The sequence below is a fragment of the Acidovorax sp. genome, assembly GCF_034519795.1.
GTDB lineage: Bacteria > Pseudomonadota > Gammaproteobacteria > Burkholderiales > Burkholderiaceae_C > Acidovorax.
The window spans coordinates 361,556-383,630 of the sequence record NZ_JAXHOB010000009.1; the positions used below are offsets into that span (position 1 = coordinate 361,556).

21 protein-coding genes and 1 pseudogene are annotated in these 22,075 nt (G+C 67.4%); 8 read left to right on the top strand and 14 right to left on the bottom strand.

The annotated features are described in order from the left end of the window. Nucleotides 1-18 precede the first annotated feature (18 nt). A complete protein-coding gene (gene bfr / locus U5N23_RS12365; protein ID WP_322593103.1) occupies nucleotides 19-489 on the bottom strand; it encodes a bacterioferritin in 471 nt (156 codons plus the stop codon). A 141-nt stretch (nucleotides 490-630) separates the two neighbouring features. Continuing rightward, on the bottom strand, nucleotides 631-1,086 hold the full coding sequence (locus tag U5N23_RS12370) for a hypothetical protein (protein ID WP_322593104.1): 456 nt from the start codon (nucleotides 1,084-1,086) through the stop codon (nucleotides 631-633). A 91-nt stretch (nucleotides 1,087-1,177) separates the two neighbouring features. Between U5N23_RS12370 and lgt the strand changes: the two genes are divergently transcribed. After that, the gene (gene lgt, locus U5N23_RS12375) at nucleotides 1,178-2,008 is read left to right on the top strand and encodes a prolipoprotein diacylglyceryl transferase (RefSeq protein WP_322593105.1); all 831 of its coding nucleotides are present in this window, start codon (nucleotides 1,178-1,180) and stop codon (nucleotides 2,006-2,008) included. Nucleotides 2,009-2,101: 93 nt separating this feature from the next. Here the strand turns inward: lgt and U5N23_RS12380 are convergent, their stop codons facing one another. After that, nucleotides 2,102-2,530, bottom strand: a complete 429-nt coding sequence (locus tag U5N23_RS12380; protein WP_322593106.1) for a GNAT family N-acetyltransferase — start codon at nucleotides 2,528-2,530, stop codon at nucleotides 2,102-2,104. A gap of 34 nt (nucleotides 2,531-2,564) precedes the next feature. Beyond that, nucleotides 2,565-3,506: a LysR family transcriptional regulator gene (locus U5N23_RS12385; protein ID WP_322593107.1), complete on the bottom strand. Its 942-nt coding sequence runs from the start codon at nucleotides 3,504-3,506 to the stop codon at nucleotides 2,565-2,567. 143 nt (nucleotides 3,507-3,649) lie between these two features. Between U5N23_RS12385 and U5N23_RS12390 the strand changes: the two genes are divergently transcribed. Further along, nucleotides 3,650-5,140, top strand: coding sequence for a M20 family peptidase (locus U5N23_RS12390; RefSeq protein WP_322593108.1), 1,491 nt, complete (start codon nucleotides 3,650-3,652; stop codon nucleotides 5,138-5,140). A 10-nt stretch (nucleotides 5,141-5,150) separates the two neighbouring features. Here the strand turns inward: U5N23_RS12390 and U5N23_RS12395 are convergent, their stop codons facing one another. From U5N23_RS12395 to U5N23_RS12405, 3 genes and pseudogenes are all read right to left on the bottom strand, one after another. Then, nucleotides 5,151-5,666 carry a GNAT family N-acetyltransferase gene (locus tag U5N23_RS12395; RefSeq protein ID WP_322593109.1) on the bottom strand — a complete coding sequence of 172 codons (516 nt, stop codon included), beginning with the start codon at nucleotides 5,664-5,666 and terminating at the stop codon, nucleotides 5,151-5,153. A 7-nt stretch (nucleotides 5,667-5,673) separates the two neighbouring features. Next, nucleotides 5,674-6,510 carry an alpha/beta hydrolase gene (locus U5N23_RS12400; protein ID WP_322593110.1) on the bottom strand — a complete coding sequence of 279 codons (837 nt, stop codon included), beginning with the start codon at nucleotides 6,508-6,510 and terminating at the stop codon, nucleotides 5,674-5,676. A gap of 78 nt (nucleotides 6,511-6,588) precedes the next feature. After that, nucleotides 6,589-7,430, bottom strand: a pseudogene (locus tag U5N23_RS12405) (SDR family oxidoreductase). Nucleotides 7,431-7,530: 100 nt separating this feature from the next. Here U5N23_RS12405 and U5N23_RS12410 point away from each other — a divergent pair. Then, nucleotides 7,531-8,424 (top strand): helix-turn-helix transcriptional regulator, encoded by an 894-nt coding sequence (locus U5N23_RS12410; RefSeq protein ID WP_322593111.1) that lies wholly within the window; start codon nucleotides 7,531-7,533, stop codon nucleotides 8,422-8,424. A gap of 181 nt (nucleotides 8,425-8,605) precedes the next feature. On the opposite strand, the gene U5N23_RS12415 is transcribed toward U5N23_RS12410, so the two are convergent. The 6 genes from U5N23_RS12415 to U5N23_RS12440 all read right to left on the bottom strand — a co-directional run bounded on the left by U5N23_RS12415 (nucleotide 8,606) and on the right by U5N23_RS12440 (nucleotide 14,726). After that, nucleotides 8,606-9,598: a Bug family tripartite tricarboxylate transporter substrate binding protein gene (locus U5N23_RS12415; RefSeq protein WP_322593112.1), complete on the bottom strand. Its 993-nt coding sequence runs from the start codon at nucleotides 9,596-9,598 to the stop codon at nucleotides 8,606-8,608. Nucleotides 9,599-9,664: 66 nt separating this feature from the next. Further along, nucleotides 9,665-10,630, bottom strand: a complete 966-nt coding sequence (locus U5N23_RS12420; RefSeq protein WP_322593113.1) for an NAD-dependent epimerase/dehydratase family protein — start codon at nucleotides 10,628-10,630, stop codon at nucleotides 9,665-9,667. After that, the gene (locus U5N23_RS12425; protein WP_322593114.1) at nucleotides 10,627-11,433 is read right to left on the bottom strand and encodes a TIM barrel protein; all 807 of its coding nucleotides are present in this window, start codon (nucleotides 11,431-11,433) and stop codon (nucleotides 10,627-10,629) included. Before U5N23_RS12425 ends, U5N23_RS12420 begins: the two co-directional genes overlap by 4 nt. Next, nucleotides 11,430-12,305, bottom strand: coding sequence for an NAD(P)-dependent oxidoreductase (locus U5N23_RS12430; protein WP_322593115.1), 876 nt, complete (start codon nucleotides 12,303-12,305; stop codon nucleotides 11,430-11,432). The genes U5N23_RS12425 and U5N23_RS12430 overlap by 4 nt, the downstream gene beginning before the upstream one ends. Continuing rightward, complete coding sequence (ilvD, locus tag U5N23_RS12435; protein WP_322593229.1) at nucleotides 12,302-14,023, bottom strand: dihydroxy-acid dehydratase; 1,722 nt, start codon at nucleotides 14,021-14,023, stop codon at nucleotides 12,302-12,304. Before ilvD ends, U5N23_RS12430 begins: the two co-directional genes overlap by 4 nt. Nucleotides 14,024-14,060: 37 nt before the next feature. Continuing rightward, nucleotides 14,061-14,726 carry a GntR family transcriptional regulator gene (locus U5N23_RS12440; RefSeq protein ID WP_322593116.1) on the bottom strand — a complete coding sequence of 222 codons (666 nt, stop codon included), beginning with the start codon at nucleotides 14,724-14,726 and terminating at the stop codon, nucleotides 14,061-14,063. Between the two features lie 488 nt (nucleotides 14,727-15,214). Between U5N23_RS12440 and U5N23_RS12445 the strand changes: the two genes are divergently transcribed. The 5 genes from U5N23_RS12445 (at nucleotide 15,215) to U5N23_RS12465 (ending at nucleotide 21,005) form a co-directional block, all read left to right on the top strand. Continuing rightward, the gene (locus tag U5N23_RS12445) at nucleotides 15,215-15,883 is read left to right on the top strand and encodes a GntR family transcriptional regulator (protein ID WP_322593117.1); all 669 of its coding nucleotides are present in this window, start codon (nucleotides 15,215-15,217) and stop codon (nucleotides 15,881-15,883) included. Between the two features lie 2 nt (nucleotides 15,884-15,885). Beyond that, nucleotides 15,886-17,415 (top strand): malonyl-CoA decarboxylase, encoded by a 1,530-nt coding sequence (locus tag U5N23_RS12450; RefSeq protein WP_322593230.1) that lies wholly within the window; start codon nucleotides 15,886-15,888, stop codon nucleotides 17,413-17,415. A gap of 168 nt (nucleotides 17,416-17,583) precedes the next feature. After that, nucleotides 17,584-18,579, top strand: coding sequence for a tripartite tricarboxylate transporter substrate binding protein (locus U5N23_RS12455; RefSeq protein ID WP_322593118.1), 996 nt, complete (start codon nucleotides 17,584-17,586; stop codon nucleotides 18,577-18,579). Further along, nucleotides 18,579-19,403 (top strand): enoyl-CoA hydratase/isomerase family protein, encoded by an 825-nt coding sequence (locus tag U5N23_RS12460; protein WP_322593119.1) that lies wholly within the window; start codon nucleotides 18,579-18,581, stop codon nucleotides 19,401-19,403. The genes U5N23_RS12455 and U5N23_RS12460 overlap by 1 nt, the downstream gene beginning before the upstream one ends. Before the next feature lie 39 nt (nucleotides 19,404-19,442). Next, on the top strand, nucleotides 19,443-21,005 hold the full coding sequence (locus U5N23_RS12465; RefSeq protein WP_416208599.1) for a malonate--CoA ligase: 1,563 nt from the start codon (nucleotides 19,443-19,445) through the stop codon (nucleotides 21,003-21,005). A gap of 72 nt (nucleotides 21,006-21,077) precedes the next feature. Here U5N23_RS12465 and U5N23_RS12470 read toward each other — a convergent pair whose 3' ends face one another. Next, the gene (locus U5N23_RS12470; RefSeq protein ID WP_322593121.1) at nucleotides 21,078-21,986 is read right to left on the bottom strand and encodes a LysR family transcriptional regulator; all 909 of its coding nucleotides are present in this window, start codon (nucleotides 21,984-21,986) and stop codon (nucleotides 21,078-21,080) included. Between the last annotated feature and the right edge of the window lie 89 nt (nucleotides 21,987-22,075).

The window sequence follows — 22,075 nt, forward strand, 5'->3', positions numbered from 1 at the left end:
GTTCCGTTGGGGGCTCGCTCAGGCGGAGGTCTGTGATTGCAGGTAGTTCTGCAGGCCGATCTTGTCGATCAGGCCGATCTGCTTTTCGAGCCAGTAGGCGTGGTCTTCCTCGGTGTCGCGCAGCTGGGCCAGCAGCAGGTCGCGGCTCACGTAGTCGCCCACGCTCTCGCACAGGGCCATGCCGTTTTGCAGGGCGGTGCGCACTTCGTACTCGGTGGCCAGGTCCTTGCGCAGCATCTCGGGCACGGTTTCGCCGGGGGTGAATTCCTTGGGCCGCATGTCGGGGCGGCCACCCAGGAAGAGGATGCGGCGCAGCAGCGCGTCGGCGTGCTGGGTTTCTTCCTGCATCTCGTGGTCGAGGCGGGTGTAGAGCTTGATGAAGCCCTGGTCTTCATAGATGCGCGAATGCGCGAAATACTGGTCGCGCGCGGCCAGTTCGCCGCGCAGCAGATCCTTGAAGTAGTCGATGACTTGTGGGTTTCCCTGCATGTTTTTATCCTTGAATTCTGGCAGGGAGTATCGCGCGGACGAAGGTGTTTGGGGGGAATGTCCCCCACTGTGCGCTCTGCATGCGTACCGGGATCAGACGCGTTCTCATTGAAAGGCCGAGAGGTTGCCCTGTGCCCCTTGTCAGCGCCGGATGGGGGCGCGGTACTCGATCAGCGCACGGGCCTCGCTGGCCGTGGCTGCCGCCGCCAGGCGTGGCAGCACGATCTGCGTGAGATCGTGCGCGACCAGCGCTGCAAGGTCCTGCGGGCTGTGCATTGCCAGGCGGTACCAGTGCTCCAGGCCATGGGTGAGGTAGCCCATGCGCCCGCCCGCGATCCACATGGCAGGGTCGTCGCACCAGAAGTCTGCCAGCGTTGCCGGGGCCAGGCGCTGGAACGACAGGTTGCCGGCGAACCCGAACGAATCCTTGCCGTTGCTGCGGCTGCCCTCGCAGGTCAGGTACTGGAAGACCTCGCCCAAGGGCCGCCGAAAGCTTTGCTGCCCCTTTGCCTCGAAACCTGCGGCCTTGAGCGTCGGCGCGATGGTGTGGCGCAGCAACTGCTTGAACTCGGCCTTGAAGTCGCGGGGGGTGTCCATGCGCACATGGTAGCGGCGAGAAGCCCCCTGGCCCACCCTGTAACAGGGCTTTCATGGGGGCTTGCACCGGGCCGGGCACAATACCGCCCAAATGCTGACCTACCCCCAAATCGACCCCATCGCCCTGCAAGTGGGCCCGCTGGCCATCCACTGGTATGGCCTGACCTACCTGGCCGCCTTCGGGCTGTTCATGCTGCTGGGCATCGCGCGGCTGCGGCACCAGCCGTTCGCCTCCATCACCGGGCCGGGCGCGTGGACGCGCAAGGACGTGGAGGACATCCTCTTCCTGGGCGTGGCGGGCGTGGTGATCGGCGGGCGGGTGGGCTACTGCCTGTTCTACAAGCCGGGCTATTACCTGAGCCACCCGCTGGAGATCTTCTACGTGTGGCAGGGCGGCATGGCCTTCCATGGCGGGTTGCTGGGCGTGATTGCGGCCATGCTGTGGTTCGCGCACTCGCGCAAGCGCCCCTGGCTGCAGGTGGCCGACTTCGTGGCGCCCTGCGTGCCCACGGGGCTGGCGGCAGGCCGCGTCGGCAACTTCATCAATGGCGAACTCTGGGGCCGCTTTGCCAGCCCTGACCTGCCCTGGGGCATGGTGTTCCCGCAAAGCGGCTCCATGCTGCCGCGCCACCCCTCGCAGGTCTACCAGTTTTTGCTGGAAGGGCTGCTGCTGTTCGTGCTGCTGTGGCTGTATGCCCGGCGCGAGCGCCGTGAGGGCCAGGTGGCCGCAGCCTTCCTGATCGGCTACGGGGCGTTCCGCTTCATCGCCGAATACTTCCGCGAGCCCGATGCGCACCTGGGCATCCTCTCGCTGGGCATGAGCATGGGCCAGTGGCTGTGCGTGCCCATGATCCTGGCCGGCATTGCCATGTGGGTGTGGGCGGGCAAACGCGAGCCGTCAGTGGCCTACGGAACCCGCTGAAGCCGGTCACCGCTGCGGTGGGTGCGACCGGCGCTCAGAGGCTGGGAATTTTTTGGCGTGCAAGGCGGGCATGGGCGAAAGATTCTCAGCCTCTCAGGCCAGTGGCTTGCGCATCAGCGCCATGTACTGGCCCTGGACATAGTCGTCGATGCGTGCGTACTCGGCGTAGCCCTGCTTGAGGTAAAAGCTGCGTGCCTGCCACTCGAAGGTTTCGAGCTTGGCATTCCTGGCACCCAATGCCTTGCCTTGCGCTTCGGCCATGCCCAGGATGCGTGCGCCCAGGCCCAGGCCCCGATGCTCTTGCGCCACCCACAGCACATCGGTCTGCAGCCAGTACAGGAACACATAGGAGCGGATGCCCGCGACCAGCCGGCCGTCGAGATCCCGCACATCCAGGCGCACCGGCTGCGCCTGCGGATACTCGCCCACGGTGCGGTAGTTGAATTCGCGCATGTGCTTGCCGAGCGTGCCGGCCTGCAGGTCTTCGGGCGAGGGTGGAGCGAAGGCGAAGGAGTAGGCCATGGATGCGCGGGGGAGGGCTGGAATGGGGCGGCGATTATGCCGGCAAGTCCGGCGCTGGCCCTATGGAACCCGCCTCTCCCAGCCAGGCCTGCACCTGCGCGCGGATGCCGTCCAGCACCGGGTTGGGCGCGCGCGCCACGCGCTGCACCCAGGCGATGTGCGATTGCAGCCCCTGTGTCGGTATGTCCAGCGCCACCAGCCGGCCCTGCGCCAGCAAGGGTGCGGCCGGGGCCACGATGCCCAGGTAGACCGCATCCGTGTGGCTGACCACGTCCAGCAGGTCGGCCACCGATTCACTGCCCAGCGTGATCAGTGTGTCGGGGTGCGCCTGCAGGCCCAGGCGCTGCACCAGCAGCCGTCCCATGGCCGCGCTCATGCCGGTGCAGGCCACGGCAAATTCCGTGAGGTCGGCAAATCGCACGGGCTGCCGTTGCGCCAGGGGGTGGCCGGGCCGCACCAGGACCCCGGTGGGCAGCTCGGCCAGGGTGTGCACTTCCAGGTCGGCATGGGCGCCGGGGAGGGAGCGCTGGTCCATCACCAGCGCGTCCAGCGCGCGGTCGCGCAAGGCCTGTATCTGCTGCGCCTGGGGCCCGCCGCTGAGCTGCAGGCGCATGTGGCCTGCATGCCCGGCCGCCATGTGCAGCAGGCGGCGGCCCAGCAGGGCATGGGGCGTGGCGCTCATCCCCAGGCGCACCGAGCCCGCTTCGCCGCTGACATGGTGGCGCACCACCTGGTGCAGCTCGTCGGCCTGGGCCACCACCTGGCGCGCATGCTCGAGCACGGTGCGGCCGATGGGGGTGAGGGCGTTGCGCTGGCCGCTGCGCTCGACCAGTGCCGCGCCCAGGTGCGCCTCCAGCATGGCAATGCTCCGGCTGAAGGCGGCCTGCGAGCGCCGCGTGCTGTCGGCCGCACGGGTGAAGCTGCCGCTGTCGGCCAGGGCAATGAAATGGCGCAGTTGGGCGATGGTGGTGCTCATGCGAAAAATCGAACGAAACGACTTGAATTATGCATTGGACGAACGTTTCGGTACCGGCTTAGCATGGCCCTTTGCCAGCGGCGGTGCCACCGCGCGCGCCCCTGGATCCCCAGGGCTCCCTACTGAAGAAAGCATTGGAAGACATGATCAAGAAACTCCTGCTGGGGCTGCTGGCCCTGGTGGTGCTGCTGGCTGCGGCGCTGGGCATCAACACCGCGCGCAAGGGCTCGCGCCAGCTGGAGGTGGCGCCCATCGCCCGCCTGCCGGTGGACGATGCCGCCGTGGCCGGCCGCCTGGCCGAAGCGGTCCGCCTGCGCACCGAGTCCTCGCGCGACGATGCCAACTTCAGCGCCGGCCAGTTCCTGCAGTTCCACGCCTTGCTGCAGCAGCGCTTTCCGCTGGTGCACGCCAAGCTCAAGCGCGAGGTGGTGGGCGATTTGAGCCTGCTCTACACCTGGCCCGGCAGCGATGCCAAGGCCGCCCCGGTGATGCTGATGGCGCACCAGGATGTGGTGCCCGTGGCGCCCGGCACCGAGGGCGACTGGGAGCAGCCCCCGTACTCGGGCGCCATTGAGGGCGGCTTCGTCTGGGGCCGGGGCTCCTGGGACGACAAGGGCAACCTCATGAGCCAGCTCGAAGCCGTGGAGATGCTGCTGGCCAGCGGCTTCACACCCCAGCGCACCGTCTACCTGGCCTTCGGTGCCGACGAGGAAGTGGGCGGCCTGCGCGGCGCGGCCAAGATCGCTGCGCTGCTGCAGGAGCGCAAGGTGCGCCTGGATTTCGTGATCGACGAGGGCCTCTTGATCCTGGACGGCGTGATGCCCGGCCTGGCCAAGCCGGCCGCCGTCATCGGCGTGGCCGAGAAGGGCTACATGTCGGTGGTGATGAAGATGTCGGGCACGCCCGGCCATTCGTCCATGCCGCCGCACAAGGGCAGCAGCGCCATCGCCATGATGAGCGACGCGCTCAAGCGCCTGGACGAGGAGCAGATGCCCGGCGGCATCCGCGGCGTGGCGGGCGAGCTGTTCGACACCCTGGCACCCGAGATGGGTGGGGTGAACCGGGTGGTGCTGTCCAACCTGTGGCTGTTCCGCCCCGTGGTGCAAAAGCAGCTCGAAGGGGCTTCGAGCACCAACGCCATGCTGCGCACCACCACGGCATTGACCATCGTGAATGCCGGCAACCGCGACAACGTGGTGCCCGGCCGCGCCGAGGCGACGGTCAACTTCCGCCTGCTGCCCGGCGACAGCCAGGAGCAGGTGATGGAGCACATGCGCAGCAAGATCAGTGCGCCCACGGCGCAGTACGAGCTGAGCCCGCTGCCCGGCGCGGTGGACGCCTCCAAGGTCGCACCCACCGACTCGACACAGTACCGCCTGCTCAACCAGACCATCCGCGAGATCTTTCCCGACGTGCTGGTGGCCCCGGGCCTGATGGTGGCGGGCACCGACTCGCAGCACTACGGCGCCGTCAGCGACCACATCTTCAAGTTCTCACCGGTGCGCGCCAATTCGGAAGACCTCAAGCGCTTTCACGGCACCAACGAGCGGCTGGAGATCGCCAACTATGCCGATGCGATCCGCTTCTACCACCGGCTGATCGGCCAGGTGAGCCTGGCGGGCGCCAAGCTCTGAGGCCACCCTTTCAGGGGCCTGTCAGTGGGTCCATGGCTTCGCGCGTGAGCCGGTAGCTCAGCCGGTCGGCCACGCGCACAGCGCCCAGGCTTTCGTAGAAGGCGATGCCCGCGTGGTTGCCGGCCTTCACGTTCCAGTCCATGCGGCCGCAGCCTTCGCTGGCTGCGTAACGGGCCACCCAGGCCATCAGCGCGCGGCCTGTTCCGTGGCCCCGGGCGCTGGCGCTGACGAACAACTCCTTGACCATGCACTGACGCCGGTGCGCGGGGCTCGGGTCCACCAGCGAGTGCAGGAAAACGATGGCTGCAAACCCCAGGGCCTGGCCCGCTGCGTCGCTGGCCACCACCAGATGCACAGTCGAGCCGGGCGCGAGCAGGTGGTCGCGCAGATGTGCGTGCACGGTCTCGCGCGGCGCGGTGGCAACGCCGGCATCGGCGTAGTAGGCGTTCAGTTCGCAGAGCAGGTCGGTGAGCGATGCATTCGGACTGTCTGCCAGTGCGATGTGCAGTGCCGGGACAGGGCCCATGCGGCAGTCACGTGAAGAAGCGCTGCAGCGCATCCTCGAAGGCCGGTACGTCGGCACCGACATGGCTGGCGTTGTACTCTGCCCTGAGCAGCGTCAGCCCGGGGTTGCTCTGCGCGGCCATCTGGGCATACAGCGGGTTGCCGATGAGGACGGTGTTGCCCGCGATCGCCCCGGTGAGGAACAGGGTGGTGGGCAGGGGCTTGCCGTCGAGTTGCTTTTCGAAGGCCAGGAAGCCCGCCACGTCCCCGTGGGCGCCGATGCTGGACTCGGTCGAGAGATAGTGCGAGAAGCTCGGCGCACCGGCCAGCCCCTCCAGCACCAGGGCTGCAACGACGAAATAGCCGCCGTGCGACAGGCCGGACAGCGCACGGCGCTTGGGGTCGGCGCGGTACTGGCGCTCGATGCTGGGCGCGAGTTCCTTGGTGATGAAGTTCAGGTAGCGTGTAGCGCCGGGCAACAGGAAGTCCGTGTTGCGCTGTGCCGTACCGCTGATGCCGACCAGGATGGCCTGCGTTCCGCGGCGCTGCATCACCTGCTTGAAGGAATCGAAGCGCGCGATGGCCGCGGTGGTGGAGCCGTAGGGGGCATCCCCCTCGGTCACATAGATGACCGGCAGCGCCGTGGTGCCCGTGGCGTACGACTGCGGCAGGTACACCTGGATGGCATAGGTGAAGCCGTTCGATTCGGACTTGAGCGTGGAGTTGACGACCTGGCCGACGGGTTCGACCGGCGGCTCGCTGGACGATCCACCCCCGCCGCATGCGGCGAGGGCGCTCGCTGCGGCCAGGGCGAGCAGCGCGGTGCGCCGGTCCATGGGCACAGTGGTGTGCGTTCTTCCTGGCATTCTGGAACTCCTCCTGTCGGGCCATTGTAGGGAGGGTTGCAGGAATCGGTCAGGCCCTTGTGGCCATGGACCTGTGCTTCAGAACTGCGCGCGATCCAGGTCGGCGATCAGCGTGGTCTCCACCGGCCGCCAGCCCAGGCGCTGCTGCGTGAGCGCGCTGGAGGCGGGGCTGTCCATGCCGGCACCGAGACCACGGGCAGGTTCAGGCCCCGGCCGATGGACTCGGCAATCGCCTTGAGGGCCACACCCTCCTCCCCCACCGCGTGGTATCGGGTTCCGCGCGTGCCTTGCTCCAGCGCCAGCCGGTACAGGCAGGCGGCATCGAGCACATGCACGGCGGGCCAGCGGTTGGCGCCTTCGCCCAGGTAGGCCGACACCCCTTTCTCGCGCGCCAGCGCGATCAGGTAGGTGATGAGCCCCTGCTTGAACGGGTCGTGCACTTGCGGCAGCCGCACCACGCAGGCATGCACGCCCTGCTGCGCGAGCGCCGTTGCAGCCTCTTCCGAAGCGCTGCGCGGCACACCGGCGCTGCTGGGCACGGGCGCATCCTCCTCGGTGCCCACGCCGCCTTGGTTGCCCAGCAGCGTCATGCCGGTGGTCACGAGCAGGGGCCGGTCGGTGTCCGCAAGCTCGGCGCCCAGCGCGGCGATGACCTGCCGGTCGGCCTCGCAATTGGCCGCGTAGGTCGAAAAGTCGTGGTTGAACGCCGTGTGGACCACGCCATCGGCATGGGCAACGCCGCGGCGCAGGCTGGGGAGGTCGTCAATGGAGCCGCGGTGCACCTCGGCACCCACGGCGGCCAGGCGCTCGGCGCCTTCGTCCGAGCGGGCCAGCCCCAGCACGCTGTGGCCGGCATCGATCAGCTCGTTGACGATGGCCGTTCCGACGAAACCGGTCGCGCCGGTCACGAATATTCGCATGGTGATGTCCTTCCTGTGAAAGAAGGGCAGTGTCGGCATCCTGTTTATCCGGGTAAAGTAGTGTTCTTATACTGGTATGACAAGTAACAGGATTCCACCCATGCCTGATACCCGGGACAACCCGCTGGGCGACTACCTGCGTGACCGGCGCACACGGCTCGACCCGGCCGCGCTCGGCTTTCCGCTCGCGCGCCGGCGCACGCCCGGCCTGCGCCGAGAAGAAGTCGCCCAGCGCGCCCATGTCAGCGCCACCTGGTACACCTGGCTGGAGCAGGGGCGCGGCGGGGCACCATCGGCCGACGTGCTGGCGCGCATCGCGCGCGCGCTGATGCTCACCGAGGCCGAGCGTGAATATGTCTTTCTGCTCGCCCTGGGCCGCCCGCCCGAGGTGCGCTTTCAGGATGCCGAGGGCGTCACGCCCCGGCTGCAGCGCGTGCTCGACTCGCTGGAGACCAGCCCGGCCTATGTGAAGACCTCCACCTGGGACGTGGTCGCCTGGAACCACGCCTCGACCCACGTGCTGACCGACTATGGCGCGCTGCCCGCGGGGCAGCGCAACATCCTGCGCGTGGTCTTTGGCAGCATGGCGCTGCGCCGCAAGATGCCCAATTGGGAGCGCGATTCGCGCTTCATCGTCGGAGCCTTCCGCGCCGATGTGGCGCGCGCTGGCGCCGCCGCGCGCGTGCAGCCTATGGTGGACGAGCTGTGCCAGCTCGACCCCGAGTTCCGCGCGCTCTGGCGCGACAACGGTGTGCAGAGCAGCTATGGCGAGCACCCCAAGCACGTGGTGCATCCGGTGGCCGGCCCCATCGACCTGGAGTACTCGGCCTTCGCCGTCGATGGCAGGCCCGACCTGGGCATGGTGGTCTACACCCCCGCCACGCCGCGCGATCTGGTGCGGGTGAAGGCGCTGATCGCGGGCGGCGCAAAGGGCAAGACGGCAGCAGTTGCAGGCCCTCCTGTCAGGCGCAAACGCCAGACCACCCCCGCATAGCCAGATGACCGCCATGCCCGCCGTACCTTTGAGCTTCGAGCAATTCCAGGCCCCGTCGTTTGCCGGCGGGTTCGACGAAGTGCTGGTGCGCGACGGGGCGCCGGGCCAGGTGTCAGGAATGTGCCGGGCGGGTGGCATCGACCTCGGGCTTGGCTGGAGCCACCGAGGGGTCTTTCGGCATCTATTCTGCGGTAAAGCCCACGGCCTTGACGATGGGGCCCCAGCGCTCCGTGTCGCGGCGCTGCATGTCCAGCAGTTCTGCCTGGCTGGAGGACTTGGCCTCCAGCCCCATCGCGGAAAGGCCGTCGATGACCTCCGGCTTGGCCAATGCGGCACGCAACGCTGCATTCGCACGCTGCACAATTTCCGAGGGGGTGCCGGCAGGCATGTAGAACGCGAACCATTCGTCGGTGACCACGTCCTTCAGTCCTTGCTCGGCGAAGGTCGGGGTCTGGGGCGCAAAACGGCTGCGCTTTGCGCCAGAGACCCCCAACAGGCGCACGCGCCCTCCCGCCAGATGCGGCAGAAAGTCGCCGATAGGGCCGCTGACAGAAGCGATCTGTCCGCCCGTGAGATCCAGTATTGCGGGCTGCGTGCCTCGGTACGGCAGGTGTCGCATGGAGACCTGGCCCGCACGGGCCAGCATCTCGGCGGTGAAATGCGGCGTTGATCCCGCAGCAGGCGATCCAAAATTCGCGTTCGCAGGGTTGGCTTTCACCCAGGCCAGGAACTCCGGCACGCTGGTGATGCTGGCGGGAACGGCAGGCCCCACCGCCAGTGCAAATTCGAACGTGCAGGCCATGGAGACCGGCACCAGGTCCTTGAAGGGGTCGTACTGCAGCTTCTTGTAGATGTGCGGGTAGATCGTGAGCATCGAGGCAGGCGTTTGCAGCATCACGGTGCCGTCTGCCGGGGACGCCTTGACGCTCGTGATCGCGATCTGGCCGCCTGCACCGGTCCGGTTCTCCACCATGGCAGTGCGCGCATAGAGGCCCCGCAGCCCGTCGGCCACGCGTCGACATACCGTGTCCGACGTGCCTCCCGCAGCAAAGCCCGTGATGATCTTGAGCACCTCGACCGAGGATTGGGCATGGGCCAGGCCGGCCCCCATCAAGCCGGGAATGGACAGCGCGGCGGCGCTGTGCTGCAGGAAGTCGCGACGGTTGGTCTGCATAGCTGAAGTCTCCATTTTTGTGCGCCAGGCGCGGGGTAACGCGGGCAGCGGGAGCCGCCCGCAGATCTAGGTACCAATGGATGCAGCCGCCCGCTGCACCAGCCGCGCCACGGTTCCATCGTGTCGAAATCCGGCGGCGTCCGCGCGTGCGGTATGCAGGGGCGGCAGTCGGCCAAACTGCGCTTCCAGCGCTGAATCCGGCGCATACGTCACAAATGACGCACACCCCGGATCCAGGTCATCGAGGGCGCAGACAAGATCGCGGATGCTGAGCCGAAGGGCTGGCAGGTTCCAGGTCGTGTGGCCGCCCAGGCATTCAGGCGCGCACTGCGCAGCGTGGATGAGGTTGTCGATGCATGCCTCCAGCGACAGCAACCACAAGGTGGCGTCCGGAGAGACCGGGCAGCAGTAGCGCTGTCGCTGTACCAGCGCGCGCATGAGGTCGCTGGAGAAGGCTGACAGCGCTCCCGTGGGGGTGGGTGGCCTGGCAACGATTCCCGGCAATCTGAGCGAGCGGCCTTGCACGAACCCCCGCCGCGTAGCGTCGGTCAGGAGTATTTCGGCCATCTGCTTTTGTGCCCCGTAGCTCAAGGTGGGACACAGTGGCGTATCGTCGTCGATGCGCTCAGGCAGGGGCGCACCAAAAACTGCAATCGAACTGGCGAACACGACCACCGGCCCATTGCCGTTGCGGCGCAGTGCGTTGAGCAGCGAGACGGTAGCCAGCAGGTTCACGCCGATGCCCAGGTCGTAGTTGGCTTGCGACTGACCGCTGGGGATGCTTGCCAGATGGAAAATGGCGTCGGGAGCATCCCGCGCTATCGCGTCGATGACCGCCGCATCGGCAATGCTGCCTTCCATCGGCCGCAAATGGGGCATGCTTTCGCCCAGGCGTTTCGCTTCGGGAAGCTGCAAGTCGCACAAGGTCAGCGCGGTGATCGGCTGCCCCCGCAACCGGGCAGCGGGGTCGGCCAGGCGGCGCGCCAGGGAACGGCCGATGTAGCCGTCCGCGCCTGTGATGAGAACTTTCATGCAACTGCTCCTGTTGCTTGTGGCTGCAAGAGCGACCGCAAAGCTTGAAGGTACTCCATGCCGCTCGACGCACTTGCTTGCGATTCGAATTCAAGGCCCAGCCACCCGACGCAGGGCAGGGTGCTCAGTGCGCGCAAGGTCTGCACGGTTTCGGGCCGGTTCAGATCGGGTGCCGTTCGATGGGGGGCCTCGGCAATCTGCACATGCGCAATCCAGGGGGCGCAGGCAAGCAGACACGCCAGGACGTCCAGGTTCTCCCGGGCTGCATGGAAGGTGTCGAACTGCAATCTCAGATTCGGCAGGTTCAAGTTCTCAAGCAACTGAACCACCTGTTGCGGCTGGTGGTAGGCATAGCCGGGCCTGTCAAAGCGGTTCAGGGGTTCCAGCAGCAGCACGACCCCCGCCCTGCGTGCCTGCGCTTCGGCCCAGGCCAGGTTCTCCTGCAAGGTCGCCAGCACCGACTGTTCGCATGGGCCTTCAGCCCACGGCCGGCCTGCCATCACGTGCACCCGGGCACATGCCGTGTAGTGCGCCATCTCGAGCGCGCGTTCGATCCCGGCCCGAAAATGCTCCTGCTGCCCATGCACCGCGGCAAACCCGGGCTCGCCCTGCGGTCCCTGGGGCGTGTTGATCAGCACCAGCGGCAGACCTGCTGCGCGCAATCGCTGGTCCAGCGCAGAAGGGGACAGCTCGTAGGGAAAAGGACATTCGATTCCGTCCAGGCCGTCCCGCGCGGCATGGTCGATGCGATCCACGATGGATTCGCCTGCATACAGAAAACCGATGTTGGCCGCGAGTTTCATGCCGTTCCCGCCACGCGGTAGATGTGCGACAGATCCTCCTGCGCCAGGCCTTGCTGGCGCGCATCGACAAAGCGCTGGCGCACCGCTGCGAGCACGGGCGCGTACGCGTTGACCGTGTGGGCCGCTTCCACGATGTTGTCGACATCCTTGAGCATGGTGGCCACGGAGCCGATGCTCTCGTCTGGCGGCGCAAGCATGCGCGGAACGAAGGTTTGCAGCAGCACCGAGTCTGCCCATCCGCCGGCAAGCGCCTGCGGCAATTTCCCGGCATCGATTCCGGCACGCTGCGCCAGATGCACCGCCTCGGCGATGGCGCACAAAGTGGTGGCCACCATCGTTTGGTTGCACAGCTTGGCCCACTGGCCTGCACCGGAGCTTCCCAGGTGGGTGACCTGGCGGGAGTACGCCTGCATGTAGGGCATGGCAGCGGCCAGGGCCCCGGGATCGCCACCCGCCATGATGGCGAGTGTGCCGCTGGTTGCACCGGACACGCCGCCGGAGACCGGTGCGTCCACCCAATCGATGCCCGCGGCGGCCTTCACCTGGCTGGCAAGGCGCGCGGTAGCCTCGGGGGAAATGCTGGAATGGTCCAGCACCACACGCACGGCCCCGTTTCTCAACAACCCATGGGGGCCCAGAACCAGGTCCGAAACCGCAGCCTCGTCGGTCAGGCACAGGATGACAAGCTCGCAATGCTGGGCCATGTCTGCGGGGCTCTCGGCTGCCACCGCGCCCAACTGCACCAGGGGTCTGGCCTTCTCTGGGGAGCGGTTCCAGACGCGCACCGAGTGGCCGGCCCCCAAAAGCCTGGACACCATTGCGGAGCCCATCAGCCCGAGGCCGCAGAAGCCGACGCTCGATAGCGAAGTCATGCATCCTCGCCTTCGTAGGGCCAGGCCATGCCCCCGGAGTGCGTGACCGCGCCCAACCGCGCCGGCCGCACCACCAGCGCGTACTTCTCCAGCACTCCGCCCAGCCGCTGGGCCTGCGGTGGCTTCCACCGCCCCTTGCGCGCAGCCAACTCCTCGTCGGTGACCCGAACTTCGAGCGTGCCGCTCGTGGCATCTATGTGAATCAGGTCGCCGTTCTGAACCAGGGCAATGGGCCCGCCCACCGCAGCTTCCGGGCCTACATAGCCGATGCACATGCCCCGAGTTGCGCCGGAAAAGCGCCCATCCGTCAGCAGCGCTACGGCCTCTCCCATTCCCTGGCCATACAAGGCTGCCGTGACACTCAGCATTTCTCGCATGCCGGGGCCTCCGCGAGGCCCCTCATTGCGAATCACCAGCACTTCGCCTTCCTGGTACGCGCGGCCCGATACCGCCTTCATGCAGTCTTCTTCGCTTTCGAAGACCCTCGCCGGTCCCGTGAACGTCAAGGCACGCAGGCCTGCCACCTTCAGCAGGGCGCCTTCGGGGCTGAGGTTTCCCCGCAACACGGTGACGCCTCCGGTGGGCTGCAAGGCATGTTCGGCAGACCGCACGATGGTGCCGTCTGCGTCTGGGGCTTCGGCCAGGGCCTCTTGCAGGGTGCGGCCGTCCAGGGTGGGCACGTCCCCATGCAAATGTCCTGACTTCAACAGACTCTTGAGCACAGCGGGCACTCCGCCGACCTCGTGCAGGTCACGCGCGAGGTAGGTGCCGCCTGGCTGGAGATCGGCGATCAGAGGGGTGCGCTGAAACACGGACGCCACATCCTCCAGCGTGAATTCGATCCCCGCCTCGTGCGCAATGGCGGGAATGTGCAATGCAGCATTCGTGGACCCGCCAGTCGCCGCCACGGCGGCGCAGGCATTCTCCAGGCTCTTGCGGGTGATCAGGTCGCGTGGCAGCGGCCAGCCGCGCTGCAATGTGTGCATCACCGTCTCGCCAGCCCGCTCCGCAATCGCCAGCCGCTCGCTGTAGACCGCCGGAATCATGGCCGTGCCCAGCGGCGACAGGCCCAGAGTCTCTGCGACCATGGCCATGGTATTGGCCGTGAATTGGCCCGGGCAGGAGCCGACGGTGGGGGTGCAGTGGCGCTCGATCTCGGCCAGCCCATCTGGCGAAAGGCTGCCGGTCTGCACCGCACCGACGGCTTCGATGGCCGTGAGTATGGTGGCCTGCTGGCCTCGCACCCTGCCGGGCAAAGTGGCTCCGCCGTACAGAAACACGGCAGGAACGTTGAGGCGCGCAACAGCCATCATCATCCCGGGCAAGGTCTTGTCGCATCCCGCGACAGCCACCAGGCCATCGTAGGCATGGGCCCTCACCGCCACCTCCACGCTGTCGGCAATGACCTCCCGCGATACCAGGCTCATCCGCATGCCGGCATGGTTCATGGAGGTGCCGTCGGACACCGAGATTGTCGAAAAGGAAATCGGCACACCGCCGCCTCGGGCCACGCCCAGACGCGCGCGATCCGCTTGCGGGCCGAGGGACATGGAACACGGCGTGTTTTCGCCCTGGGTGCTGACGATGCCGATGATCGACCGTGCGAATGCGGCGTCATCGAAACCGGTGGCACGCAGGAATGCCCGGTGGGGAGCACGGGCAACACCGTCGGTCACGGCGCTTGAACGGTGTTTGTGCAGGGATGGACGCGAGGTCATGGTCAAGGTGGGGTGGGGGAAGTCGTGGAGGAACGGGTCATGCGGCCCGCGAAAGGGCTTGAGGCACCTCGCTCAGGCGGTCGAATGCCCAGGCGATGTCCTGGCACATTGCAAGGCGGGCGGCAACTCCGTCCCTGCGTTCTATGGCTTTCAGGATCTTTTCATGCAGGTCCGGCCGGGGAGCCGTGTGCATGAGATTGCGCGCCGCACGCAGGTACGGGCCGGACTGCAGCCACAGACTCTCCACCATGGACAGCATGGTGGGCGAGTTCGCCGCCTGGTAGATGGTGAAATGAAAGGTCTGGTTGTTGGTCAAGCCCTCGTCCAGCTTTTCTGGTTCTTCGAGTGCATTCGCGATCTTGTCCACCAGCAACCGAAGGTGGTCAATCTGGACCCGCTCAAGCCTGGGGGTCGCCCATTCGATGAGTGCGCCCTCGACAAGCAACCGGCTGCGCCGTATGTCCTCCAGCCGCTCCATGCTGAGCAGTGGGACCTGCATGTTCCGGCTCTTGTTGCGTTCCACGGCCCGCTGCTCCGCCAGACGCTGCAGCGCCGAGCGCACGGGCATGGTGCTGGTCTGCATCGTTTGCGCCAGCTCCTCGATTCCCAGCACCTGGCCCGCCGCGAACTCCCCGCGCATGAGACGGTCTCGCAGCATTCGGTAAACCGCTTCGTTGATGGAAACCGGGGTTTTGAGGTTCATGGGGGCCCGTCGCAATGCAAAATGTGATCTTTGATCAAAGATTTTTTCGAAGGCTATCACGGAGGTGGCTTGGTCGCGCAGGGGGAAACCCTGGTGGTTTTGGCCCGGGTGCGCAAGCGGTTTGCAGCCGCCTTGTCGGGCGCGAATTTGGGCTGCACAGGAAGCGCACTGCGCGCAGTGGCGGGACCGACAGCGCAATTGCTGAGGAGGCTGCAGCAGTGCTGCTGCTGTTCCGCTTGCGCCTGTGGGCAATGCAGCAGCGCCCCGGCGGCCCCTGCCCGCTGTTGCTCCACCGCCTCACTCCCTCCAATTTCGCCCTGGCTTACCAAAATTCACGCTTTCCCTCTTGTCATTTTCCATAATTATGAGAAATTACACCCATGTGAGAGCAAAGCCTGCGTTTGCCGTCATTTGATGGCACGTTGGCGGCAAAAGCCGGGCCTCTGGTGGGGCCTTGGCAGCTGATTCACCCGGAGTTCACCCGCACCATGCGCCTGGTATCCAATTCACTGCACGATGAAGTCGCCTCGCGCCTGCGCGAGGAGATCTTTGCCGGCACGCTGGCGCCGGGCAGCTTTCTGGACGAGGCGGCGCTGTGCGAGCGGCTGGAGATTTCGCGCACGCCGCTGCGCGAGGCGCTCAAGGTGCTGGTGGCCGAGGGCCTGCTGCGCCACGAGCCGCGCCGTGGCTGCTTCGTGGCCGAGGTCACGGCCAAGGATCTGGACGAGATCTTCCCCGTGATCGCGCTGCTCGAAGGGCGTGCCGCGCACGAGGCCACGCGCCGTGCCAGCGCCGCCGACGTGGCCGCGCTGGAGGTGCTGCACCAGCGCCTGCAGGCGCATGCCGCAGCCGGGCGCATCCCCGAATACTACGCAGCCAACCACGCCATCCACGAGGCCTTCATCACGCTGGCGGACAACCGCTGGCTGGCCCAGGTGATCGGCGACCTGCGCAAGATTTTGCGCCTGGCGCGGCTGCAGCAGCTGCACGCGCCCGGCCGCCTGCAGCAGAGCCTGGCCGAGCACCTGGCGGTGTTTGCCGCCCTCAAGGCCCAGGACTGCGATGCCGCCGAGGAGGCGATGCGCACCCACCTGCTGCGCCAGCGCGATGCCCTGCGCGACGTAGCCCGCACCCAGCAATCGAGGTTGACACCATGAACATGAACACTGCCCCCGAATGGATTGCCCGCAGCGTCTCGCGCCTGCGCTCCGCCGCCCCCGCAGCCCCCGCCAGTGACAAGCCTGCCAGCGACAAGCCTGCCGCTGACAAGGCCGCGGGCGACAAGCCTGCGCGTGCGGCCGCCGACAAGGCCCATGTGACCGATGTGGTGGCCAAGGTGGCTGCGCCGCGCTCCACCCACGAGCGCCTGGCGGCCACGCTGCGCCGCGGGCAGGAGGCCCTGTCGCCGCGCGCCCTGCGCCGCCTGCTGGCTGACCTGCAGGAGGTGGTGGCCCCGCAGGTGAGCGAGCTCGAAGGCGGGCGCCGCGCCCACGGCGTGGCCCAGTGGTATGCCGATGCCGCGCCCGAGGAGCGGCGCGACATGTGGCTGCTGCTGTGCGAGCAGTTCGCCCCCGATGCCACGCGCTTCAAGTCTGCCCGCCAGCGCTACGAGGCTGCAGCTGGCACGGCCGAGGAGGGCCAGGCCGAGATCAGCCTGCGCCGCGCCCTGGTGTCGCCGCGCACACGGCTGCTGCAGCGTTTTGCGGTGGTGCCCGAGGGCATGCGCTTTCTGGTGGACATGCGCGCCGAGTTGCTGCCCCTGCTCAAGGCCGACAAGCGCCTGCTGCCGCTGGACGCGGAGCTGGAGCACCTGTTCTCGACCTGGTTCGACGTGGCCTTTCTGGAGCTGCGCCGCCTGTCGTGGGACTCGCCCGCCTCGCTGATCGAAAAGCTCATCAAGTACGAGGCCGTGCACGACATCCGCAGCTGGGCCGACGTGAAGAACCGGCTGGACAGCGACCGCCGCTGCTACGGCTTCTTTCACCCGCGCCTGCCCAACGAGCCGCTGATCTTCGTCGAGGTGGCGCTGGTGGACCGCATCTCCAGCAGCATCACGCCGCTGCTCGACGAGGCCGCTGCGCCAGCCGACCTGGCCAAGGCCACCACGGCCATCTTCTACTCCATCAGCAACACGCAGACGGGGCTGCGCGGCGTGAGTTTTGGCGATTCGCTGATCAAGCATGTGGTGGAGACGCTGGCCGAGGAATTCCCGCGCTTGCGCACCTTCGCCACGCTGTCGCCCATTCCGGGCTTTCGGGGCTGGCTGGCCAAGCATGCGGCGCCCATGCTGGAGCGCCTGGACGACAAGCGCCGCGCCGAGCTGGGCCGCGCCGTGGGCTTCGAGCCGCCACAGGCCGCGCACCTGCTCACCGCGCTCGAAAAGCCGCTGGACCTGGACGCACGCTCGCCCGTGCGACAGATGCTGCTCGAATGCGCGGCCCACTACCTTGCGCGCGAGCTGGCCGAGGGCAAGCCCGTGGACCCGGTGGCGCGCTTTCACCTGGGCAACGGCGCGCGCGTGGAGCGCCTGAACTGGGGCGGCGACCCCTCGGCCAAGGGGCTCAAGCAGTCGTACGGGCTGATGGTCAATTACCTGTATGACTTGAAGCGCATCGACAAGCACCGCAGCCTGCTGGCGCAGGGCAAGGTCCCCACGTCCGGGGACATCGACAGCCTGTGCAGAATCTGATGTGAAGAACCCGGGCGTGGCCCCGGTGCCCCGGTCCGCTGGAGTTGGCGACAATCTGGCGGAGATGGCGTGCATCGGTGACACCCGTGTAGTGAGCCGGCGCTACCATGCGCCTCTTGTGTGTTGGTAATTTCATTTCATTTTTATTTTTATAAGACAGGAGACAAGATGAAAGACAACGATCTGCAGCGCCGCGACGTGCTGCGCGGCGCCGCCGCAGCGGCCGCCGCACTGGCCTGTGGCAACAGCTGGGCCCAGGCGTCTGCATGGCCCGGCAAGCCGGTGACCGTGGTGGTGCCATTTCCCGCAGGCGGGGGCACCGATGCGTTTGCGCGCCCCCTGGCCGCGCAGTTTGCCAAGTCCACGGGCAAGGCCCTGGTCATCGACAACCGGGGCGGCGCGGGCGGCACCGTGGGTGCCAGTTATGCGGCCAAGGGCGCGCCCGATGGCTACACCCTGTTCATGGGAGCGGTGCACCACGCCATCGCCCCGTCGATGTACCCCAAGCTGGACTACGACATCGAGAAGGACTTCATCCCCCTGGCCCTGCTGGCCAACGTGCCGCAGGTGGTGGTGGTCAACCCCAAGGCCGTGCCGGTGGCCAACTTCCAGCAGTTCCTCGATTTCGTCAAGCGCAACCCCGCCAAGCTCAACTACGGTTCGGCCGGTGCCGGCACCTCGCACCACCTGGCGGGCGAGCTGTTCAAGCAGCAGACCAGTACCTTCATCACCCACATCCCCTACCGCGGCGCAGGCCCGGCCCTGCAGGATCTGATCGCGGGCAACGTGGACATGATGTTCGACGGCCTGGGCTCGTCGGCCGCGCACATCAAGGGCGGCCGCATCAAGGCGCTGATGGTCTCGGGCAGCAAGCGCAACCCGGCCTTCCCCGATGTGCCCTGCGCCGCCGAAGTGGGGCTGCCCGACTACACCGTGACCACCTGGTACGGCCTGTGGGCACCCAAGGGCACGCCGGCCGACATCCAGGCGCGCATCGTGGACGAAATCAAGCGCCTGGGCACGGCCGAAGAACTCAAGACCATCTGGGCCAGCAACGGCGCCGACTACGGCGGCCTCACCCAGCAGCAGTTCGGCGCCATGGTCAGCAGCGAAGTCAAGCGCTGGGCGACGGTGGTCAAGGCTTCGGGCGCCAAGCTGGATTGATGCGCAGCATGGCAGCCGCAGAGGTCGTTGCAGAGCGCGCTGCCGGGCAAGCAGGGCAGGCCGGCGTGGTGCAAGTCACGCTGCGCCACACCGGCCGGCTCAACGCCATGTCGCGCGCCATGTGGCAGCAACTGCGCGCGGTGTTCAAGGACATCCAGCGCAGCCACGAGGCGCGCTGCGTGCTGATCGAGGGCGAGGGCGCGGCCTTCTGCGCGGGTGGCGACATCTCGGAGTACCCGGGCTTTCGCTTCGACGCGGCGGCCCTGCGTGAATTCCACGAAGGCGATGTCTGGGGCGGGCTCTCGGCCATGCTCGACTGCGACGTGCCCATCGTCGCCCACATCACCGGCGCCTGCATGGGCGCGGGTGTGGAGATTGCCAGTTGCTGCGATGTGCGCGTGGCCCATGCCGGCGCGCGCTTTGGTGCACCGATTGCACGCCTGGGCTTCCCCATGGCCCCGCGCGAGGCCCAACTGGTGGCCGGTGCCGTGGGCGAGGTCATCGCGCGCCAGATGCTGCTGGAGGCCGCCACCTTCGGTGCCGACGAGATGTTCGCGCGCGGCTTTCTGAGCCGCGTGGTGGCCGGCGCCGAAGAGGCGCGTGCCGAGGCCCTGGCCAGTGCCTGCCGCATCGCGGCGCTGGCGCCCGGCGCCGCACGCCTGAACAAGCAGACCCTGCGTGCACTGAAAAGCGTGCAGCAGGGCCCGCAGGCCACCGACCACCCGCCCGGCCACACCCTGCCGGACCCCTATGCCTATGCCGACAGCGCCGAGCACCGCGAAGGCATCACCGCCTTTCTCGAAAAACGTCCCCCCGTGTTTTGAATGAACCGCCGCCTTGTTGCACACCCGGATGACCGCACCATGAGTTCCACCCCTCAGCAAAACCTCTTTTGCGCCCTGCGCGCCGCCTTCCCCGCCGACCTGGCCAGCACCGCCGTGGAGACCTCCACCGCCGATGGCCGGCCGCTGCTCTACAGCTGGAGCGACCTGGAGCGCGCCAGCGCGCGCATCGCCAACCTGCTGGTGTCGCTCAAGCTGCCCGAGGGCAGCCGTGTGGCCGTGCAGGTCGAGAAATCGGTCGAAGCGCTGCTGCTGTACCTGGCCACCCTGCGCGCGGGCTATGTGTTCCTGCCGCTCAACACGGCCTACCAGAGCGCGGAGATCGAATACTTCATCGGCAACGCCGAGCCTGCCGTGGTGGTCTGCACGCCCGGCAATTTCGGCTGGGTGAGCAAGATCGCCTTCACCCAGGGCACGCAGCATGTCTTCACGCTGGGCGATGACCGCACCGGCAGCCTGCTGGAGCGCGCCGCGCACCATGGCGACGAGCACACGCCGGTGCAGCGCTCGGCCGACGACCTGGCAGCCATCCTCTACACCAGCGGCACCACGGGCCGCAGCAAGGGCGCCATGCTCACGCATGGCAACCTGCAGTCCAACGCCGAGGTGCTCAAGGACTACTGGGGCTGGAAGCCTGGTGATGTGCTGATCCACGCGCTGCCCATCTTCCACGTGCACGGCCTGTTCGTGGCCATGCACGGCGCGCTGATCAACGGCAGCAAGATGATCTGGTTCAGCAAATTCGACCCCAAGGCCGTGCTTGCCGCCATGCCGCGCGCCACCGTCTTCATGGGCGTGCCCACGCTCTACGTGCGCCTGCTGGCCGAGCCGGGGCTCACCAAAGAGACCGCGAAGAACATGCGCCTCTTCGTCGCGGGCTCCGCACCGCTGCTGATCGAGACCTTCAACGAATGGCAGCAGCGCACGGGCCACACCATCCTGGAGCGCTACGGCATGAGCGAGACCATCATGCTCACCTCCAACCCCTATGCGGCCGACAAGCGCCACCAGGGCCAGACCGAGCGGCGCGGCGCCACCGTGGGCTTCCCGCTGCCCGGCGTGGGCCTGCGCGTGGTGGACGATGCGAACAAGGCGCTGCCCGTGGGCGAGATCGGTGCCATCCAGGTCAAGGGCCCCAACGTCTTCAAGGGCTACTGGCGCATGCCCGAGAAGACGGCCGAGGAGTTCACGGCCGACGGCTGGTTCAAGACCGGCGACGTGGGCAAGGTCGACGAGCGCGGCTACGTGAGCATCGTTGGCCGCAGCAAGGACCTGATCATCAGCGGCGGCTACAACGTCTACCCCGCCGAGATCGAGGGCTACATCAACGACATGCCCGGCGTGGCCGAGAGCGCCCTGGTGGGCGTGCCCCACCCGGACTTCGGCGAGGTCGGCGTGGCCGTGGTCATCGCCAAGCCGGGTGCCAAGCTCGACGGCGAGGCCATCGTGGCGCAGCTCAAGTCGCAGCTGGCCAACTTCAAGATCCCCAAGCGCTGCTTCGTGGCCGACGAACTGCCGCGCAACACCATGGGCAAGGTGCAGAAGAATTTGCTGCGGGACCAGCACAAGGGGCTGTTTGCCTGAGCGGGGCGCTCTGCCTGGCATGATCGAGAAAGGGCCTGCGGGCCCTTTTCCCGTTGGAGTACGGTCGCCCGATCAAGGCGCGGCCAGCTCCACCGGGTGCTTGCGCGCAAAGTCGATGAAGCTGCGCAGCGGCACAGGCATGTAGCGCTGCTGCGGGTAGTACAGGTAAGGCACGCCCAGGCCCGGCGCCCAGTCGGCCAGCACGCGTTCGAGCCGGCCGGCGGCCTCGTCAGCGAGCACATAGCTTTCGTGCACATAGGCCAGGCCCGCGCCGTGCAGGGCGGCGTTGAGGGCGATGTGCGCATCGTTCACCGTGAGCGGCCCGCGCGGCACCACGCTGGCGCTTTCGCCATCGCGCGCGAAGTGCCAGGTGAACAGGGTGCCGCCCGGAAAGCGCCGGCGTATGCAGCGGTGCCCCGCCAGGTCCTGCGGCGTGGCGGGGCGCCCGTGCGCGGCCAGGTAGGCGGGCGATGCCACCACGGCATAGCGCTGTGGCGGGCCGATGGGCACGGCCACCACGTCCTGCGCCAGGTCGTCGGCAAAGCGCACGCCGGCATCGAAGCCACCCTTGACGATGTCGGTCATGGCCGCGTCGGCGCTGATGTCCACGCCGATGTCCGGGTAGGCCTGCTGAAAGCGCGCCACCAGCGGCGCCAGCACGAAGTGCGCAATGGGGCCCGGCGCATTCAGGCGCAGCGTGCCGAAGGGCATCTCGCGGTAGCGGTTGAGCCGGTCCACGGCGTCGGCGATCTGCGCCAGCGCCGGCTCCAGGTGGGCGAACAGCTCCTTGCCCGCATCGCTGGGCGCCACGCTGCGCGTGGTGCGCTTGAGCAGCACCACGCCCAGTTGCTCCTCCAGCCGGCGCAGGTTCTGGCTCAGCAGCGAGGGCGTCACACCCCGCTCCAGCGCCGCGCGGCGAAAGCTGCCATGCCGGGCCACGGCGGCGAAGACTTCGAGGTCGGCCAGTGGAATGCGGTTCATTGTGTAGCCAGGGTTCATTGTTTGTGAACCATTATGGGTCTATCGCTTCGCTGTAGGCACTTTTACAGTCGACAGCAAGCCATCACCTG